Origin of the sequence: Lentzea roselyniae, from assembly GCF_039537795.1 — a bacterium.
Lineage (GTDB): Bacteria > Actinomycetota > Actinomycetes > Mycobacteriales > Pseudonocardiaceae > Lentzea > Lentzea atacamensis.
The window spans coordinates 465,788-482,353 of sequence record NZ_BAABBE010000002.1; the positions used below are offsets into that span (position 1 = coordinate 465,788).

At 71.0% G+C, this 16,566-nt stretch carries 20 protein-coding genes; 14 read left to right on the forward strand and 6 right to left on the reverse strand.

The window, feature by feature from the left end; all coding sequences use genetic code 11:
- Nucleotides 1–57: 57 nt before the first annotated feature.
- Nucleotides 58–312 carry a hypothetical protein gene (locus ABFX45_RS05080; protein WP_109636810.1) on the forward strand — a complete coding sequence of 85 codons (255 nt, stop codon included), beginning with the start codon at nucleotides 58–60 and terminating at the stop codon, nucleotides 310–312.
- Here the strand turns inward: ABFX45_RS05080 and ABFX45_RS05085 are convergent, their stop codons facing one another.
- Nucleotides 313–1,566 (reverse strand): FAD-dependent monooxygenase, encoded by a 1,254-nt coding sequence (locus tag ABFX45_RS05085; RefSeq protein ID WP_109636811.1) that lies wholly within the window; start codon nucleotides 1,564–1,566, stop codon nucleotides 313–315.
- A 52-nt stretch (nucleotides 1,567–1,618) separates the two neighbouring features.
- Here ABFX45_RS05085 and ABFX45_RS05090 point away from each other — a divergent pair, with 52 nt between their 5' ends.
- Nucleotides 1,619–2,191, forward strand: a complete 573-nt coding sequence (locus ABFX45_RS05090) for a TetR/AcrR family transcriptional regulator (RefSeq protein ID WP_211337344.1) — start codon at nucleotides 1,619–1,621, stop codon at nucleotides 2,189–2,191.
- Between the two features lie 12 nt (nucleotides 2,192–2,203).
- Here ABFX45_RS05090 and ABFX45_RS05095 read toward each other — a convergent pair whose 3' ends face one another.
- Nucleotides 2,204–3,160: a threonine ammonia-lyase gene (locus ABFX45_RS05095; RefSeq protein WP_346127979.1), complete on the reverse strand. Its 957-nt coding sequence runs from the start codon at nucleotides 3,158–3,160 to the stop codon at nucleotides 2,204–2,206.
- Nucleotides 3,161–3,487: 327 nt separating this feature from the next.
- Here ABFX45_RS05095 and ABFX45_RS05100 point away from each other — a divergent pair, with 327 nt between their 5' ends.
- Genes ABFX45_RS05100 through ABFX45_RS05110 form a run of 3 tightly spaced genes read left to right on the forward strand, consistent with a single transcriptional unit; the run spans nucleotide 3,488 to nucleotide 7,317 of the window.
- Nucleotides 3,488–4,693, forward strand: a complete 1,206-nt coding sequence (locus ABFX45_RS05100) for a hypothetical protein (protein WP_346127981.1) — start codon at nucleotides 3,488–3,490, stop codon at nucleotides 4,691–4,693.
- A gap of 13 nt (nucleotides 4,694–4,706) precedes the next feature.
- Nucleotides 4,707–6,788: a tetratricopeptide repeat protein gene (locus ABFX45_RS05105; protein ID WP_346127983.1), complete on the forward strand. Its 2,082-nt coding sequence runs from the start codon at nucleotides 4,707–4,709 to the stop codon at nucleotides 6,786–6,788.
- A gap of 10 nt (nucleotides 6,789–6,798) precedes the next feature.
- Nucleotides 6,799–7,317 (forward strand): flavin reductase family protein, encoded by a 519-nt coding sequence (locus ABFX45_RS05110; RefSeq protein WP_170154938.1) that lies wholly within the window; start codon nucleotides 6,799–6,801, stop codon nucleotides 7,315–7,317.
- On the opposite strand, the gene ABFX45_RS05115 is transcribed toward ABFX45_RS05110, so the two are convergent.
- Nucleotides 7,288–8,127, reverse strand: coding sequence for an AfsR/SARP family transcriptional regulator (locus tag ABFX45_RS05115; RefSeq protein WP_346127986.1), 840 nt, complete (start codon nucleotides 8,125–8,127; stop codon nucleotides 7,288–7,290). The two genes, ABFX45_RS05110 and ABFX45_RS05115, sit on opposite strands and share 30 nt — an antisense overlap.
- Before the next feature lie 169 nt (nucleotides 8,128–8,296).
- On the opposite strand from ABFX45_RS05115, the gene ABFX45_RS05120 reads away from it, so the two are divergent.
- Nucleotides 8,297–9,445 carry a sensor histidine kinase gene (locus tag ABFX45_RS05120; RefSeq protein WP_346127988.1) on the forward strand — a complete coding sequence of 383 codons (1,149 nt, stop codon included), beginning with the start codon at nucleotides 8,297–8,299 and terminating at the stop codon, nucleotides 9,443–9,445.
- Nucleotides 9,433–10,077 carry a response regulator gene (locus ABFX45_RS05125; protein ID WP_346127990.1) on the forward strand — a complete coding sequence of 215 codons (645 nt, stop codon included), beginning with the start codon at nucleotides 9,433–9,435 and terminating at the stop codon, nucleotides 10,075–10,077. Before ABFX45_RS05120 ends, ABFX45_RS05125 begins: the two co-directional genes overlap by 13 nt.
- Nucleotides 10,078–10,081: 4 nt before the next feature.
- Here the strand turns inward: ABFX45_RS05125 and ABFX45_RS05130 are convergent, their stop codons facing one another.
- Nucleotides 10,082–10,918: a helix-turn-helix domain-containing GNAT family N-acetyltransferase gene (locus tag ABFX45_RS05130; RefSeq protein WP_346127992.1), complete on the reverse strand. Its 837-nt coding sequence runs from the start codon at nucleotides 10,916–10,918 to the stop codon at nucleotides 10,082–10,084.
- Between the two features lie 98 nt (nucleotides 10,919–11,016).
- Here ABFX45_RS05130 and ABFX45_RS05135 point away from each other — a divergent pair, with 98 nt between their 5' ends.
- Both ABFX45_RS05135 and ABFX45_RS05140 read left to right on the forward strand, forming a co-directional pair.
- The gene (locus ABFX45_RS05135; RefSeq protein ID WP_346127994.1) at nucleotides 11,017–12,321 is read left to right on the forward strand and encodes an FAD-dependent oxidoreductase; all 1,305 of its coding nucleotides are present in this window, start codon (nucleotides 11,017–11,019) and stop codon (nucleotides 12,319–12,321) included.
- Between the two features lie 31 nt (nucleotides 12,322–12,352).
- Nucleotides 12,353–13,501: an MFS transporter gene (locus ABFX45_RS05140; RefSeq protein ID WP_346127996.1), complete on the forward strand. Its 1,149-nt coding sequence runs from the start codon at nucleotides 12,353–12,355 to the stop codon at nucleotides 13,499–13,501.
- On the opposite strand, the gene ABFX45_RS05145 is transcribed toward ABFX45_RS05140, so the two are convergent.
- Nucleotides 13,480–13,821 (reverse strand): ArsR/SmtB family transcription factor, encoded by a 342-nt coding sequence (locus ABFX45_RS05145; protein ID WP_233439529.1) that lies wholly within the window; start codon nucleotides 13,819–13,821, stop codon nucleotides 13,480–13,482. The two genes, ABFX45_RS05140 and ABFX45_RS05145, sit on opposite strands and share 22 nt — an antisense overlap.
- A gap of 43 nt (nucleotides 13,822–13,864) precedes the next feature.
- Here ABFX45_RS05145 and arsM point away from each other — a divergent pair, with 43 nt between their 5' ends.
- From arsM to ABFX45_RS05170, 5 genes are all read left to right on the forward strand, one after another.
- The gene (arsM, locus tag ABFX45_RS05150) at nucleotides 13,865–14,758 is read left to right on the forward strand and encodes an arsenite methyltransferase (protein ID WP_346127999.1); all 894 of its coding nucleotides are present in this window, start codon (nucleotides 13,865–13,867) and stop codon (nucleotides 14,756–14,758) included.
- A gap of 62 nt (nucleotides 14,759–14,820) precedes the next feature.
- Nucleotides 14,821–15,234 (forward strand): FAD-dependent oxidoreductase, encoded by a 414-nt coding sequence (locus ABFX45_RS05155; RefSeq protein ID WP_346128001.1) that lies wholly within the window; start codon nucleotides 14,821–14,823, stop codon nucleotides 15,232–15,234.
- Nucleotides 15,171–15,650: a hypothetical protein gene (locus ABFX45_RS05160; RefSeq protein ID WP_346128003.1), complete on the forward strand. Its 480-nt coding sequence runs from the start codon at nucleotides 15,171–15,173 to the stop codon at nucleotides 15,648–15,650. Before ABFX45_RS05155 ends, ABFX45_RS05160 begins: the two co-directional genes overlap by 64 nt.
- A gap of 18 nt (nucleotides 15,651–15,668) precedes the next feature.
- Nucleotides 15,669–16,058, forward strand: coding sequence for a hypothetical protein (locus tag ABFX45_RS05165; RefSeq protein ID WP_346128005.1), 390 nt, complete (start codon nucleotides 15,669–15,671; stop codon nucleotides 16,056–16,058).
- A gap of 8 nt (nucleotides 16,059–16,066) precedes the next feature.
- Nucleotides 16,067–16,189 carry a hypothetical protein gene (locus tag ABFX45_RS05170; protein ID WP_267900066.1) on the forward strand — a complete coding sequence of 41 codons (123 nt, stop codon included), beginning with the start codon at nucleotides 16,067–16,069 and terminating at the stop codon, nucleotides 16,187–16,189.
- Here the strand turns inward: ABFX45_RS05170 and ABFX45_RS05175 are convergent.
- Nucleotides 16,176–16,439, reverse strand: coding sequence for a hypothetical protein (locus ABFX45_RS05175; RefSeq protein ID WP_346128007.1), 264 nt, complete (start codon nucleotides 16,437–16,439; stop codon nucleotides 16,176–16,178). The genes ABFX45_RS05170 and ABFX45_RS05175 overlap by 14 nt on opposite strands.
- Between the last annotated feature and the right edge of the window lie 127 nt (nucleotides 16,440–16,566).

Below are 16,566 nucleotides of genomic sequence, written 5' to 3' on the forward strand. Positions count from 1 at the left end.
GGCCGGCGCGAACTGGCCCCTTACCGCGGGGAGGATTATTGGTGTAGACCAATTGTCATGCCGAAGTTCGCCCACTTCAGCCTGGACGGTGTCCGGAGGCTGAGCAGCGTCGCGGAGTTCCGCGTGACGGATCCGTCCGTCACGCTGGTTCGCGTCGATCGCCTGGGGGTGGTCCACCAGGCGAGGTCGCCCGCCGAGAAACGCGCCATGCTCGTCGCCGCGTCGGACGGCGACCTCGTGCTGGCCGGCGGGCGCGAGGTCGTGGCGGTCGACGACATCCCGGCCGCGCGTGCTCAGGCCTGCATCCGATAGTCACGCCGCCAGGTGACCGTCCGGGCGCACGAGCCCTTCGCCGGTCGCGACGTGCTCGCCGGTTCGCAGGCGCTCGAAGAGCGTGCTCCCGTCCGGCATCCGCAGGTTCCTCACGCGCCTGCCGGTCGCGTAGGTGACGCCGAGCCCCGACAACCGCTCGGCGAGCTCCCGCGACATGTCCGGCGCCTTCGAGATCAGCCCGCCCATGACCGCCCGCAACGCCTGGCCCTCCGGCGAGAACGTGGTCATCAACGCGGTCTGCGCCCTCGTGTGTTCGAGCAGCTCCGCGCCGACGGGGTGTCTCTCCTCGTGGTACGTGTCGAGCAACGTCTCGTCCGCGCGCCCGGTGGCGGCCGCGGCGAGCTTCCACCCGAGGTTGTGCGCGTCCTGGATGCCCACGTTCATACCGACCCCGCCGGTCGGGAAGTGCATGTGGGCGGCGTCCCCGGCGAGCAGCACGTTGCCCTTGCGGTAGTTCACGGCCTGCCGCGTCGCGTTGCTGAACCGCGACAGCCACACGGGATCGCGCAGGCCGAAGTCCGTGCCCGCGATGCGCGTGACCGTCGCCCGCAGCTCGTCGAGGGTGAGCTCACCGGGCCACGCCTCCTGGTTCGCGCCGGGATCACCGCCGACGATCCGGTGCAGTCCGCCGGGCAGCGGCACGACCATCAGCCCGCCGTCCGGCCCCGTGATGTTGGCGAAGCCGCGCTCGGGCGGAGCGTCGAGGGCGACGTCACCGAGCCAGCCCCACGTCGTGGGGCCCGTGCCGGGAAAGTCGATGCCCGCAGCGGCACGCACGGTGCTGCGCGTGCCGTCACAACCGGCCACATAGCGGGCCCGCACGACTTCTCCGTCCGCCAGCACCACACCGTCCTCGGCCAGTCCGGTGACCTCGCACCCCCGCCGGATCGTCGCGCCCATCCGCCGCGCGCGGTCTTCGAGGAGTTCCTCCGTGCGCGCCTGCACCAGCACGAGCGTGAACGGGAAAGGGGTGTCCAGCACCGAGAAGTCGAGCCGCTGGGTCAGACCCGCGAAGTGCCCGTCCGGAATCCGGATGCCCTCGTCGAGGAACGGCTCCGCGACACCGCGGCTGTCGAGAACCTCCAGCGTCCGAGGGTGGATCGTGAGCGCCTTCGAGTTCGGATCCCGCTCCACTCTGGACTCCAGCACCGTGACCGATGCCCCGCCCAGCCTCAGTTCTGCGGCGAGCCACAACCCGGTCGGTCCGGCTCCCACGACGGCAACGTCCTGCATGTGACACCTCTCTTGGTCACTGACCAACGCTCCTTTCGAGTAGACTTGGTCAGTGACCAAGAGTCAAGCCGAGGTGGTACGGGCCGCACTGGAGCTCCTCGACGAGGAAGGCACCGGCGCCGTCACGCTGCGCGCCATCGCCAGACGTCTGGACGTGCACATGAACTCCGTTGTGTGGCACGCGAGGAGCAAGGCCCGGCTGAGCGAGCTGATGGCGGACGCGATCGTCGCCGGCGTCTCCCTGACCGGCCTGCCGCGGGACTGGCACGCCCGCGCCACCGAGATCGCCCGCCGCTACCGCCGCGCCCTGCTGGCCCACCGTGACGGCGCGGCCGTCGTCGCGGGCACCTATGCGAACGAGCCCGCGACTCTCGACGTCGCCGAGGCGTTCGTCGGCGCGTTGCTCGAAGGTGGCCTGTCCGAGCGGGAGGCGGCCTGGACCTGTTGGAGCGTCATCTACTTCATCCTGGGCCTGTGTCAGGAAGAACAGGCGTTGCCGCACCGCTCGTCCGATGACCTCACGCCGGGGCGGCGGCCCGCGCTGGAGAAGGTGCTGCCGTTCCTCGCCGGGGAGTCCTTCGACGAGCGGTTCGAGTTCGGTGTGGCCAAGCTCCTCGCTCGCTGAACTTCAACCGCGTCAGGCGTTCGCCCACCGGACGACGTCGGCGACAGTCGCGTTCCCGCCGCACAGCACGATCCCGAGCCGGGCGCCGGGCCCGACCCGGTCGAGCACCCTGCGTGCCGCCGGCACCAGGCAGCCCGCGGCGGGCTCCGCCCACACCTTCTGCGTCTCGGCCAGCGTGATCGTGCCCCGTACGGCATCGGCGTCGGACACCACCAGGACGTCCTCGAGAAGCGCGACGGCGTGGTCGTAGGTCAGCTGCGACACGTGGGGTGCGGAGAGAGTCGAGACGATCGACGTCGGCGTGATCTCCACGGGGCCGCCCGCGTCCAGTGCGCGGTGCATCGCGTCGGCGCCCTCGACCTCGACGCCCCACACGCGGACGCCGGGCACGAGCGCGTGGAACGCGGTCGCGACGCCCGCGGCCAGTCCTCCGCCGCCGATGCTCACCAGCACGTCGGTGAGGTGTGGGGCGTCGCTCGCGAACTCCAGCCCGACCGTGCCCTGGCCGGCGATCACGACCTGGTCGTCGTAGGGGTGCACGAGGGTCGCGCCCGCCGCCACCAGTTCGTTCAGCAGCACGAAGGCTGACGGCAGGTCGCCGGTCAGCCGCACGTCGGCACCAGAAGCACGAGCGAGGTCCACCGAGCGAGCGGGTGCCGTGGAGGGCATCACGACGGTGGCGGCGACGCCCAGTTCGTTCGCGGCGTCGGCCAGCGCGATCCCGTGGTTGCCTCCGCTGACGCCGGCCACGCCCGCCGCCCGCGCCGCGCCGGACAGCGAGAGGATCTTCGCGAAGGCGCCGCGCGTCTTGAACGAACCGCTGCGCTGCAACAGTTCCAGCTTCACAGTCGTCGGCACGCCCAGCAGCGTGGACAACCCCGCCGAGGGGAGCGTGGGTGTCCGCAGCACCCGCCCGTCGAGCACCTCGGCCGCGGCCCGAACGTCGGCGATGGTCAGCAGCTCAGCCATGTCACCACCCTATGACATTTGCAGGACGGGCAACCGGGAATGTTGCCCATTTTCTTCTCCTATAGCGTGACGATTCGATTTTGGAGCGCTCTTGGAGATTTCTTGGAGTGTGCGGGCAAACTCTCTCGATGTCGGTATCGCAGCAAGAGGAGGTGCACTCATGGAGAAGACCAAGAAAATGAAGCGGATCACCATTCGCAAGGTGGGCCCGGTTCGCCTCACGGCGGCCGCCTGTTCGCAGTACAACGTCAAGCCGGTCTAAGGCGCGGCGGGGATGCGCTGGGCCTCGCCGCCCAGCGCATCTGGCCTCACGCGGGGAGGAACGTGGTGACCGAGTTCGATCTGGACCGGCCGGTGGCGCTGCATCCGCTGGTGTTCCTGGAGGACGGTGACGAGGTGACGATCGGGCGTGCCGACGTCGACTCGTACGGCATCTTCCCCGCTGAGGGCGCCGAGCTCGTGCGCAGACTGGAAGCGGGGGACACGCCGCGCCAGGCGGCTGAATGGTTCGAGCGGGCCTACGGGGAAAGCGTTGACATCGAGGACGTCGTCGCGGGACTCGACGAGCTGGGCCTCATTCGGAAGTCCGGCGAATTCGTCACCGTGACGGAACCGGTGCGCTTCGCCAAACTCGGTGCCGCGCTGTTCTCGCCGTGGGCGTGGGTCGTCTACGCGGGACTGGCCGGCTGGGCGCTGTACGCCATGGTGCGCACGCCGGACCTGCGGCCGACCTATCACAACATCTTCTTCTCCGACTACTACATGGTCATCCAGGTCGGGCTTTTCCTCGCCGCCGTTCCGCTCATTCTCCTGCACGAGTCGTTTCACGCGCTGGCCGGGCGCAGGCTCGGCGTCAAGTCGCGGCTGAGAATCGGGCGGCGGCTCTACTTCATCGTGCTGGAGACGTCGCTCGACGGGCTCGTGGCCGTGCCGCGGCGGAAGCGGTACCTGCCGATCGTCGCCGGGCTGCTGGCCGACGTCATCGGGATCGCCGCGTGCACCATCGCCGCCGACCTGACGCGGCACGCGGACGGCTCGCTGTCGGGTGCGGGGCGTTTCCTGCTCGCCGTCGCGTTCGCCGCGCTGCTTCGGGTGATCTGGCAGTTCTTCTTCTACCTGCGCACGGACATCTACGTGCTCGTGAGCACGGTGCTCGGTTGCGTCGACCTGCACGGGGCCGCACGGCAGATGGTCCGCAACCGGTTCAGGCGGCTGTTCGGGCGGCTCGAAACCGACGAGTCGATGCTGCACCCGGTCGACCGCCGGGTGGCGCGCTGGTACTCGTGGCTCGTCGTGGTCGGGTACACCGCGAGCCTCACGACGTTCGTGCTCGCCGGCGCTCCCGTGGTCTACCGGTTCACCGTCGGCGTGTTCGGCCGGCTCACGGGTGACGCGGTGCCCACGCCCCTGCTGCTCGACTCGATCGTCTTCGGCGGCGTGGCGATCGCGCAGTTCGCAGTGCTCGGCTGGCTCATGGTCCGCGAACGCGTGCAGACGCGCCGGGACCGCCGCCTGCACCACGTCATTCACTGAAAGGACGCACCCCATGGACAGCCGCTACTGGATCCGCGCCGACCGGCGGCGTGACCGGGCACTCGCGCTCGCCGACCTGGACCTGCCGCCGATCTGGGCGGCGGTCGACGCCCACCGGCGGTTGCGCGGGCCGTACACCGCGGCGGGATCGTTGCTGCGCCTGATCGCCGACGACCTGCTGGACCGCTGCCCCGAGCTGGGGGAGCGGCACAACATCGAGCTCCTCACGAGCACGCCGGAGCTGGCCGGCCGGGTGCCCAGCGCGTGGCACACGCTGGAGTGGGCCGTGCAGAACGACGAACGCACCCGGTACTACTCGCGGCTGCACACCCGCAACATCGGCAACGGCCTGGCCGAGGTGCTGCGCGACCACCTGGCGGCGCTGGGCGGCGGTCCGCGCACCCTCGTGTTCGAGAACGCGCACGAGGCCGACCCGTCGGACCAGGAGTTCATCGCGATCCTGCTGCGCCGCCAGGACATCCCCGGCCTCACCGTGGTGGTGGGCACGAGCCGCGCACCGCTCGCCGACCCCCGCGGCGAGATCGACGTGTCGCTGGCGCGGACGATCGCCGCACACGCGCGGGTGGTCGAAGCTCAACCTGCCGCGGAGGACCCGCTGCCGGACCACCCCGCACAGGCCTATGTGGACAGTGACGGCACGGCCGACGACCCGCGTCTGCTCGCCGCCTACCTCGCTCTGCCGAACGAAGCCAGAGCCGCACTCCACGACGCCCGAGCCGAGCAGCTCGCTCAGTCCACGGAGTTCTCGTTGCACCTCGGCGCCATCCCGTACCACCTGGAGCACGGCAGCGACCCCGCGGGCGCCGGCGCGAAAGCACTGCGCGCCGCCATGGACCACTGCCAGAAGACCGGCCTCTACCAGGCCGCGGCGGACCTCGGCCTGCGCGGCCGCGCGGTCGCCGACCGGGAAACCGATGCCGAGACGTGGTGGCAGCTCACGTTCCAGACGGGCATCGCGCTGGCGGCGGTCGGACGTGCGCACGAGGCAGAAGCTCTTTACGTCGAGGGCCGGGCAGCGTCAACGGATCCGGCCGTGCACCTTGAACTGGCGTATTCGACGGCGATGCTGCACGCGCGGCACTACCCGGACGCCGAGCGGGACTACGTTCGCGCACGGGCGTGGATGAACCAGGCGATCGCGATGGCGTCGCTGCTGACCGACCCGAAGAAGGAAGCCTTCCAGTCGGTGTTCACCCGCAACGGCCTCGCACTGGTGGAGGTGCGCGAGCAGAAGCCGGAGGTGGCGCTCGCGCTGCTCAACGACGGCATGGCCAGGCTGGACCGCGACCTGGAACCGCACGAGCACGCGCTGCACCGCCTGGTGCTGCGCTACAACCGGGCACAGGTCTACGGCGGCATGGGCAGGCTGGAAGACGCGCTCGCCGACTACAGCCACGTCGTCGAACGGGACCCGAACTTCCCCGAGCACCACTTCAACGTCGGCAACATCCTGCGCAGACTCGGCCGCGACGAGGAAGCGATCGCCGCCTACCGCGAGGCACTGCGGCTCTCCCCGCCGTTCCCGGAGGCCTACTACAACATCGCCGACGCACGCCTCGCGCTCGGCGACATCGAAGGCGCCATCGCCGACTTCGGCTACGTCGTCGAACTCGACCCGAGGCACGTCGACGCCAGGATCAACCGCGCGGGACTCCTGCTCGCCAACGGTGAGGTCGAGGCGGCGTGGCGCGATGTCACCGCCGCCCTGGAGCTGGCACCGGACAACGCACACCTGTTGTGCCTCAAGGGACAGCTGCTCGTCGAACGAGAGCAGTACGACGAGGCGTCCGAAGCACTGGCGCAGGCGGTGCAACGCAACGACAGCCTGGCCGAGGCCTGGGCGATCCGCGGCACGATCGCGGCGGCGTCCGGCGACCTGACCGACGCGATCAGCTACCTCAGCCGGGCGATCAAGCTCGACGACAACCCGGAGGCGAGGTTCAACCGCGCGGTCGCGTACGAGGAGTCCGGCGAGTGGGCCGCCGCGATCGCCGACTACGACGCGGTTCTCGCCGTCGCCGATGACGAGGACGCGCGGCACCGCAGGGAACTCTGCGCCGCCGCGACGGTTTAGGAGGATCGCGGTGACAGCAACGGAGAACGTGGCCGCCGCACTGCCGGTGGCCACGTTCACCGACGCCATGAGCAGACTGGTCTCGGGCCTCGCCGTGGTCACCACCCGGCAGGCGACCGGCCGGCCGTGCGGCCTGCTCGTCTCGTCGATCTGTTCGTACAGCGTGCATCCGCCGTCGGTGCTGCTGGTCGTCGACCACGCCTCACGGTGCCGCGATCCCTTGACCCACTGCGCGGAGTTCGGTGTGCATCTGCTCGGCAGCGCTCAGGAACGGACCGCGCGGACCTTCGCGAGCCGGGGCGCGGACAAGTTCGCCGATGTCGCCTGGGCGTGGGACGGCACCGTGCCCCGCCTGGGCGCGGCGCCGATCTACCTGCGCTGCACCGCGACCGCCGTGTTCGACCACGGCGACCACACCGTGCTGATCGGCGAGGTCACCCACACCGAGGTGGCGGAAGGCGAACCGCTCGTCTGCTACCAGCGGCAGTTCGACTGGCGCCTAAAGAGAAACGGAGTGCGCCACCCGTAGCCCGGCGTGCCGGTGGTCGTGCCAGTGCCGGGGGTCGTCCCCGCTGAGGACGACCTGGTGCATGGCCCGCAACCGCGGCCCCGGTTCGATCCCGGCGGCGCTGGAGAGCACCCGATACGCCCTGGCGTAGGCGTTGAGCGCGTCGGCCCGCCGCTCGGCCTGGCACAGCGCGAGCATCAGCTGCTCGTGGAACCTCTCCCACAACGGGTACTTCGCGCACAGCTCCTCGAGCTCGAACACCGCCAGGTGCCCGTCGCCCTGGCAGAGCATGACGTCGAACCGGCTGCGCAACAGCTCCAGGTATTCCTTTTCCAGCCGCGAGATGTCGTGGTCGAACATGCCCGTCTCCCGCAGGTCCGCCAACGGCGACCCGCGCCACAACCCGAGCGCCGCGGTGAACATCTCCCGTGCCTGCCCGCAGTCGCCGGCCGCGATCTCGGCCTGAGCCTGTTTCACCAGCTGGCGGAACCTGGTCAGGTCCAGCTGATGCGGCTCGAGGCAGAGCATGTAGCCCGAGGGCCGGGTGTTCAGAACGGGATGCGACGTCCTGGCACTCGTCAAGCCCGGCGTGAGCACCCGCCGCACCGCGGTCACGTAGCCGTGCAGTGCGGCGATGGCCGAACGCGGCGCGCCACGCGACCACAACTGGTCGACGATGCGACTCGTCGCCACGAACTCGTTGGCGTGCAAGGCGAGCAAGGCGAGCAACGCCCGCTGCTTGGAGGCCGTCGGCGTGCATCTTCGACTGCCGCGCGTGACCTCGAACGTCCCCAGAACCCGGAACTGCAGTGGTTCGTCCCCCGTTGCCAAATGCTCGTCACCTCTCCCCTCACCGACCGGGACAGTGTCCAGCAGCCGGTGGGTTTCGAGGTAGAGCCGGGCGTGAAACTGCCGGTTGCGGCGGGGTGTGGTTTTCCACAGTGCAGGTGTGCGGCCGACCGCAGTGGATCAGCTGCCCGGTGCTGGCTACGCTGCGGAGGTGCGGTTCGAACGTGGTGGTCTGCTGCGCCGTGCCACGCGTCTTACGGCAGGGCTGGCGATCGGGGGTGCCGGCGCGTTCGCCGAGCTCGCCTTCCTCATCTGCGCCGTGCCCGTGCTGCTGGTGCCGTCCGCCCGGCCCGTGGTCTTCGCGGCGGCCAGGGGGATCGCGGAGTTCGAGCGCAGGAGGATCGAGCGCTACCACGGGCCGTGCACCGCCGAGGACTACTCGGGCAAGCGCGCGTTGCAGTACCTGGGCATCCGCTGGCTGATCGGCGGGCTCGGCGCCGGTGTGCTGGTGCTGATCCTCCTCGGTGCGGCGACCGGGGCGGTCATGGTGTGGCAGATGGTGACCGGGGGAGAGGTCATCGGTTCCGGTGACGGTGAGATGAGCTGGTACGACCCGATCACCTTCACGCTGTTCGGCACGTTGCTGGTGTTCATCACGCTGCAGGGGCTGCTCGGGGTGGAGAGCCTCGACCGCAGGCTGGCGAGCCACTTCCTCGGCCCGACCGCGCAGGAGGTGTTGCGGCGCCGCGTCTCCGAGCTCACCGTCAGCCGCGCCGAGGTGGTCGAGGCGATCAACGAGGAGCGCCGGCGGATCGAACGCGACCTGCACGACGGCGTGCAGCAGCGGATGGTCGCGCTGGGCATGCTGCTCGGCCGCGCGAGCCGCCGTCCCGACCAGGCCGCGGAACTGCTGGAGCAGGCCCGCCAGGAGGCGGGGCGGGTGCTGCTCGACCTGCGTGAGGTGACCTGGCGCGTGTACCCGGTCGGACTGGACAGCGACGGCCTGCACGCCGCCCTCGAGTCGCTGGCGGAACGCTGCGGCGTACCGGTCCGGCTGCGCTACGAGCTCACCGAACGCCACCCGGGCACCATCGAGATCCCCGCGTACTTCGTCGCCTCCGAAGCCGTGACGAACGTCAGCAAGCACGCCAGGGCCACCCGGATCGACCTCTCGGTCACCCGTGCGGGCACCATGGTCGTCGTGCGGATCGAGGACGACGGAATCGGCGGCGCGGACCCGGCCGGCAGCGGCCTGTCCGGCCTGGCCCGGCGAGTGGCCGCGGTGGACGGAGCGTTCACAGTGGACAGCCCGCGCGGCGGCCCCACCGTGATCACCGCGGAGCTGCCGTGCGCCTGGTGATCGCCGAGGACTCGACCCTGCTGCGCGAGGGCCTGATCCGGTTGCTGGTCGAGGAGGGGCACGAGGTGGTGGCCGCTGTGGGCGACGGCGCGGCACTGCTCGAGGAGACCGCGAAGCACCGCCCGGACCTCGTGCTCACCGACGTCCGGATGCCGCCCACGCACACCGACGAAGGCCTGCGGGCGGCGCTGGAGATCCGCCGCCGCTGGCCGGAGACCGGCGTGCTGGTGCTGTCGCAGTACGTCGAGAAGCGTTATGCCACCGAGCTGATCTCAACGGAGGGTGGCCGCGTCGGCTACCTGCTCAAGGACCGGGTGATGGAGGTCGGCGAGTTCCTCGACGCGCTGGAGCGCGTGGCCGCGGGTGGCGAGGCCTTCGACCCGGACGTGGTCCGCGCGCTGATCGCCCGCAGCGCGCACGCCGATCCACTGGCGCTGCTCACCCCGCGGGAACGCGACGTGCTGGAGAAGATGGCACAGGGGCACAGCAATTCCGGCATCGGCCAGGCGCTCAGCATCTCGCGCAGCGCCGTGGAGAAGCACATCAACGCGATCTTCGACAAGCTGGACCTCACCGACAGCGCGGCCTACAGCAGGCGGGTGCTCGCGATCGTGCGCTACCTGCAGGGCTGAGGCCTCACTCGGCGGTGCGGCGTTCCAGGAACACGGTGTCGCGCCACACGCCGTGGTGCTGTGCGATGCGTTCGCGGACACCGAGGGTGCGGAAGCCCGCGGCGTGGTGAAGGGCGAGGCTCACGCGGTTCTCGGGGAAGATCGAGGTCTGCAACGTCCACAGCCCACCCTCGTCGGCGGCGGTGACCTGCTTGTTCAGCAACGCTTTGCCGACCCCTCGGCCGCGTGAGCCCGCGCCGACGTAGACGGAGGTCTCGGCGACGCCCGCGTAGCAGTCGCGGGCGGACACCGGCGTCGCGGCGGCCCAGCCGGCGACCTCGCCGTCCACCTCGGCGACCCAGCGGTGGTCCGGGAGCCACTTGGCGTCCAGGGTCTTCCTGCTCGGCACCTCGGTCTCGAAGGTGGCGTCACCGGTGGCGATGCCCTCGCCGTAGATCCGCCGGACCGCGCTCCAGTCACCCGGTTCGAGCGGGCGCACGGTCACGTCGGCGGGCACGTCGAGCGGGCAGCACGGGCGGGTTTCGAGCACACCCATCACCACGTCGGCGGCGTGCGGCAGGCCGGTGCAGCAGTTGGGGTTCACGGCGACGCGGGTGGCCGTGCCCTCCTTGTGCAGAAGGAGGAACCCGACGTCGCCGAGCTTGCGGACGTGGTGCGAGCACGTCGACTGGCTGATGCCGAGCAGCTCGGTGAGCTCGCCGACCGTCATCGACCGGCCTGCCGTCGCCACGGCGTGCAGGAGTCGTACGCGGGTCGGTTCGGCGAGACTCGCGAACCACTCCGAGTACGTCGCGGCGTCCTGCGCGGTGAGCAGGCGTGGACCGGGCACGGTGACCGTCATGCGGCAAGTATCGACGGAAGTCGATGGTTGCGTCAATCGACCCGCGTCGATAGAGTCCCTGACGTTGATTCGAAGTTCATCAATTCAAGGGGTGTGCGGTGAGCGAGTTGCCAGTCGTGGTGGTGGGTGCCGGTCCCGCGGGTCTGTCCGCGGCGGCGCACCTGGTCGAGCGGGGCGAGCGGCCGATCGTGCTGGAGGCCGGCGACCGCGCGGGTGCGGCGGTGTCGCAGTGGCACCACGTGCGGTTGTTCTCCAGATGGAGCGAGCTGGTGGACCCGGCGGCGGTCCGCCTGCTCGAACGACGCGGCTGGGTGCGGCCGGAAGGGTACCCGACCGGTGCGGAGTGGGCCGAGCTCTACCTCGTGCCGCTCGCGGAGGCGCTCGGCGACCGGGTGCGGTTCGGTGCGCGAGTCGTGGGGGTCACGCGGCGTGGCCGGGACCTCGTCGTCGACGCCGGGCGTGACGACGAGCCGTTGACGGTGCACGTGCTGACCGACGCGGGCGAAGAGCGGATCACGGCCCGGGCGGTGATCGACGCTTCCGGCACGTGGGGGTCGCCGAACCCGCTGGGAGGTGACGGTCTGCCCGCGGTGGGAGAGCGGGCGGCTGCCGCGCAGATCAGCTACCGCGTGCCGGATCTCGCCACCTCCAGCGCGCGGTACGCGGGCAAGCGGATCGCGGTCGCGGGAAGCGGGCACTCGGCGTTGACCGCGTTGGTCGCGCTGGCCGACCTCGCCCAGCGGGAACCGGGCACGAAGATCGTGTGGCTGCTGCGCCGCGGCGCGGTGGGCAACGCCTTCGGCGGGGGAGAGTCCGACCAGCTGCCCGCGCGAGGCGCGTTGGGCCTGCGGGCGAGGAAAGCCGCGGAGGCAGGGCGCATCGAGACCGTCACCGGGTTCCGCACCGCCGCGGTCGAGCGGACGGCGGACGGCAGGCTGACGCTGGAGTCGTTCGACGGTCACCGCGTGGAGGACATCGACGAGGTCGTGGTGCTGACCGGGTTCCGCCCGGACCTGTCGTGGCTGTCGGAGATCCGGCTCGATCTCGACCCGGTGCTGCAGGCCCCGGTGAAGCTCGCGCCGCTGATCGACCCGAACGTCCACTCGTGCGGCACCGTCTACCCGCACGGCGAGGCAGAGCTGCGCCACCCCGAGCCGAACGTGTACCTGGTGGGCATGAAGAGCTACGGCCGGGCGCCGACGTTCCTGTCGCTCACGGGCTACGAGCAGGTGCGGTCCGTGGTGGCCGCGATCGCCGGTGACCACGAGTCGGCCGGACGGGTCGAGCTCGTGCTGCCGGAGACCGGGGTGTGCGGCGGGGCCGGCGTGTTCGACGCGCCGGAGGAGGGCAAGGGCGGCGGTTGCGGCACCGAGCCGGCAGGCCTCGTCACCAGTGCACGCTGAGACGGCGAGGTCTCGCGCGGGCCTGCGCCGTGTGCTGATCGTCCTGTGCGTCACCGAGATCACCAGCTGGGGCGTGCTCTACTACGCGTTCCCGGTGCTCGCGACGTCGATCAGCGCGCAGACGGGGTGGTCGCTGGCGTGGGTGACGGCGGGGTTCTCGGTGAGCCAGGTGGTCGCGGCGCTCGTCGGCGTACCGGCCGGGCGGCTGCTGGACCGGCACGGCCCGCGGCCGGTCATGACCGCGGGATCGCTGCTCGCGGTGCCCGCGGTCGTGGCCATCGCGACCGCGCAGTCACCGGCCTGGTTCATCGGCGCGTGGGCGGTTGCGGGCGTGGCGATGGCCGGTGTGCTGTACCCGCCGGCGTTCGCGGCGCTGACCCGCTGGCACGGGCCGGACCGGGTGCCGGCCCTGACGACGCTCACCCTCGTCGCCGGACTCGCGAGCACCGTGTTCGCGCCGCTGACCGCCTGGCTCGGCACCCACCTCGACTGGCGGGAGACCTACCTGGCGCTGGCGGTGATCCTCGGCGTCATCACGATTCCCGCGCACCTGTGGGGACTGCGGCTGCCGTGGCCGTCGATCGAGCACGAGCACGAGGAGCACCACCCGTCCGCGATCGCACGCAGCGCACCGTTCCTCGCGCTCACGGTGGCGATGAGTCTGGCCGCGTTGAGCGTGTACGCGGGCGTGGTGAACTTGGTGCCGCTGCTGACCGAACGCGGACTGTCCACTTCGGTCGCGGCCGTCGCGCTCGGGCTCGGCGGCGCGGGACAGGTGCTCGGGCGGCTCGGCTACGGACGCCTGGCCGCGGCGACGTCGGTCCGCGCGCGCACCGCGGTGGTGCTGCTGGCGAGCGCGGTGGTGACGGTGCTGCTCGGGGTGGTGCCCGGACCGGCGCTGCTGCTGATCGCGGGCGCGGTGCTCGCCGGGGTGACGCGCGGAATCCTCACGCTGGTGCAGGCGACCGCGATCACCGACCGGTGGGGAGCGGTCCACTACGGACGGCTCAGCGGCCTGCTGATGGGCCCGGTGATGCTGACCGCCGCGGTCGCACCGTGGGCGGGCAGTGCGATGGCGTCCTGGCTCGGCGGCTACCCGGCGGTGTTCGTCGCGCTGGGCGTGATCGGTGTGCTGGCGGCCGCGCTGTCGACCGCGAGCTACCGCACCCCGGCGGGCTGACCACTGGCGGCGAGCACGGCGGCCAGCCGGTCGGTGGTCTCGGGCCGTAGCCGGTAGTAGACCCACGTGCCGCGCCGCTCGGAGTCGACCAGCCCGGCCTGGCGCAGCACCTTGAGGTGGTGGGAGATCGTGGGCTGGGACAGCTCGAACGCCGGGGTGAGCTCGCAGACGCAGACCTCGCCGGGCTGTGACGCGATCATCGACAGCAACCGCAGGCGCACCGGATCGCCGAGCGCCTTGAACATCGCCGCGAGCTCTGCCGCCTGCTCTTCTGCCAGCGGCGCCTCGGACAAGCCCTCACAGCAGTCTTGTTTCGACACGTTCCAACAATAGACAGTTTTCAATACAGCAGGAGGTGTGCAGATGAGCGACGCAGATCTGCGGGAGACGGTGCGAGCCCGCTACGCGGCGGCGGCGGCCGCGGTCAGCTCGGGTGGCGGTGGTTGCTGCGGCCCGGAGGCGGTGGAGGTGGACGAGAACTTCGGCGCGGGCCTCTACTCCGCGAGCGACCGCGGCGAGCTGCCCGCCGAGGCCGTCGCGGCCTCGCTCGGGTGCGGCAACCCGCTCGCGGTCGCCGAGCTGCGGGAGGGGGAGCGGGTCCTCGACCTCGGCTCCGGCGGCGGGATCGACGTGCTGCTCTCCGCGCGCAGGGTCGGCGCGGCCGGCAAGGCGTACGGCCTGGACATGACCGACGAGATGCTCGCGCTCGCCCTGTCCAACGCGGCCAAGGCGGGCGCGGCCAACGTCGAGTTCCTCAAGGGCACCATCGAGTCGATTCCGTTGCCCGGCAACACGATCGACGTCGTGATCTCCAACTGCGTCATCAACCTCTCGGTCGACAAGTCCGCGGTGTTCGCCGAAACGTTCCGCGTGCTGCGCCCCGGCGGCCGCATCGGCGTGTCCGACGTGGTGGCCGACGACGGTCTCACCCCGGCGCAGCGGGCCGAGCGCGGGTCCTACGTCAGCTGCATCGCCGGTGCGCTGACGTTCGGCGAGTACCGCGACGGCCTGCGGGCGGCGGGCTTCACCGACATCGAGATCACCCCGACCCGGCAGGTCGCCGACGGCATGCACTCGGCGATCGTGCGCGCCACGAAGCCGGCCGGCGCCGTCACCCCGGCGAGCCTGCCCGTGGCACAGGGGGAGAGCTCCTGCTGTGGCGTCAGCGCGTGCTGCACGACGGACGAGCAGTCGCTGGACCCCGCGACGAGCGTCGCCGAGGCCAAGACGGCGTCCGGGTGCGGCTGCCAGCGCTGACCGGTCACGCCCGGACGATCACGCCTGGTCGAGCCTCTGGCTGCGACGCCGGTGGGCGGCCCGTGCTGAGCTCTGACGTCGTCGTGATCGGAGGCGGGCAGGCCGGCTTGTCCGCCTCCTACTACCTGCGCCGCGCCGGGATCGGCCACGTGGTGCTCGACGCCCAGCCGTCGCCGGGCGGCGCGTGGCCGCACATGTGGAACTCCTTGCGGCTGTTCTCCATCGCCCGCCACAGCTCGTTGCCCGGCTGGCCGATGCCGCCTCACCAGGACGGTTACCCGACCGCGCAGCACGCGGTCGACTACCTGACCGCCTACGAGAAGCGCTACGACGTCCCGGTGCGCCGGCCCGTCCAGGTCACCGCCGTCAGCCGCCACGACGACGGCCTGCTCGTGCACACCGACACCGAGACGTGGTCGGCGGCGGCAACTCCGGCGCGCAGATCGCCGCCGACCTCCTGCCGCACACCGAGCTGACCTGGATGACGAGGCGGCCACCGAGGTACATGCCTGACGAGATCGACGGAAAGGCGCTCTTCGACATCGCCGGCCGCCGCGCGGAGGGCGTCGGTGAACTCGGTGACATCGTGGCCGTGCCGTCCGTTCGCGAGGCCCGGGACAGCGGACCGCTGACCGCCACGCCGATGAACACGCGGACGCTGGCGGACGCGGACGTCGTGATCTGGTGCACCGGATTCCGGCCCTCGCTGGGACATCTGGCGCCACTGCGGCTGCGTGACTCGGAAGGGCGCGTCGCGGTCGACGGGACGAGCGCGGTGGAGGAGCCGCGGTTGCACCTGCTCGGCTACGGCAGCTGGACCGGACCCGCGTCCGCCACCCTCATCGGCGTCGGACCGACGGCGAAAGCGACCATCGCGAAGATCGCCCGCTGAAGGCGCACGATCGAGGGTGTGGACACCCGGGCGGTGCACGACGAGCTGGAGCGGGCGCGGACGACGTTCCACGAGTTGCTCGCGCCGGCGACGGAGAACGAGCTGCGGTCCAGGTCCGCGGGAACGCGGTGGACCAACCGGCACCTGCTGTTCCACATGCTGCTCGGTTTCCTGATCATGAGGGCGTTGCTGGCGCCGGCCCGCGGGTTCAGCCGGTTGCCGCGCGGGTTCGGCCGCGGGTTCGCCCGAGTGCTCAACGCCGGCACCCGGCCGTTCGACGTGGCGAACTACCTCGGCTCGTGGCTCGGCGGCACGTTCCTGCCCTTGCACACCATGGATGTGCTGTGCGACCGGACGACCGGACGACCGCCAGGCTGCACCGGCGCCTGGACCGCGAACGCGACCTGAGCCGCGGCATGCACTACCCGACGCGCTGGGACCCGTTCTTCCAGGACTTCATGACGCTCGGCGACCTGTACAGGTTTCCGGTGCGGCACTTCGGCTTCCACCGGCGGCAGCTGACGCTCACCCGTGCGTGAAGACCCAGCGGAGCTCCCGCGCGGCGACGGTGGTGAGTGCAGGCCGGTCCGTGCACAGGCGCTGGTCCGCCGCGAGGATGCCGGCCCTGAGCTCCTGCAGGAAGAGGGCACCGGGCAACAGCGACACGATTTCCCCCTGGCAGTACACACATTGCAGGGTGTGCCGCCGGAACTCGTCGGTCTCCTCGGGAGTGAGCATTTCGAGCAGGTAGCTGCCGGCCGAAACCGCGTGCGGACAGTCGTAGAGCAAGGCGCTCCTCCACTTTCTGGGTAGCGGGGAAGGGGTGGACGAGCGGCGGTGTGTGGGGCAGACCGCCGCCCGTCCGGGAGCGGGCGACCCGGTGAGGGAGAGTTCGGGTCGCCGGACGTTCGTGGTG

What these genes read in the sequence shown, in the direction of transcription:
- ABFX45_RS05080 (WP_109636810.1), top strand. Translation starts at nt 58, where the DNA reads ATGCCGAAGTTCGCCCACTTCAGCCTGGACGGTGTCCGGAGGCTGAGC.
- ABFX45_RS05085 (WP_109636811.1), bottom strand. Translation starts at nt 1,566, where the DNA reads ATGCAGGACGTTGCCGTCGTGGGAGCCGGACCGACCGGGTTGTGGCTC.
- ABFX45_RS05095 (WP_346127979.1), bottom strand. Translation starts at nt 3,160, where the DNA reads ATGGCTGAGCTGCTGACCATCGCCGACGTTCGGGCCGCGGCCGAGGTG.
- ABFX45_RS05105 (WP_346127983.1), top strand. Translation starts at nt 4,707, where the DNA reads ATGGACAGCCGCTACTGGATCCGCGCCGACCGGCGGCGTGACCGGGCA.
- ABFX45_RS05130 (WP_346127992.1), bottom strand. Translation starts at nt 10,918, where the DNA reads ATGACGGTCACCGTGCCCGGTCCACGCCTGCTCACCGCGCAGGACGCC.
- arsM (WP_346127999.1), top strand. Translation starts at nt 13,865, where the DNA reads ATGAGCGACGCAGATCTGCGGGAGACGGTGCGAGCCCGCTACGCGGCG.
- ABFX45_RS05170 (WP_267900066.1), top strand. Translation starts at nt 16,067, where the DNA reads ATGCACTACCCGACGCGCTGGGACCCGTTCTTCCAGGACTTCATGACG.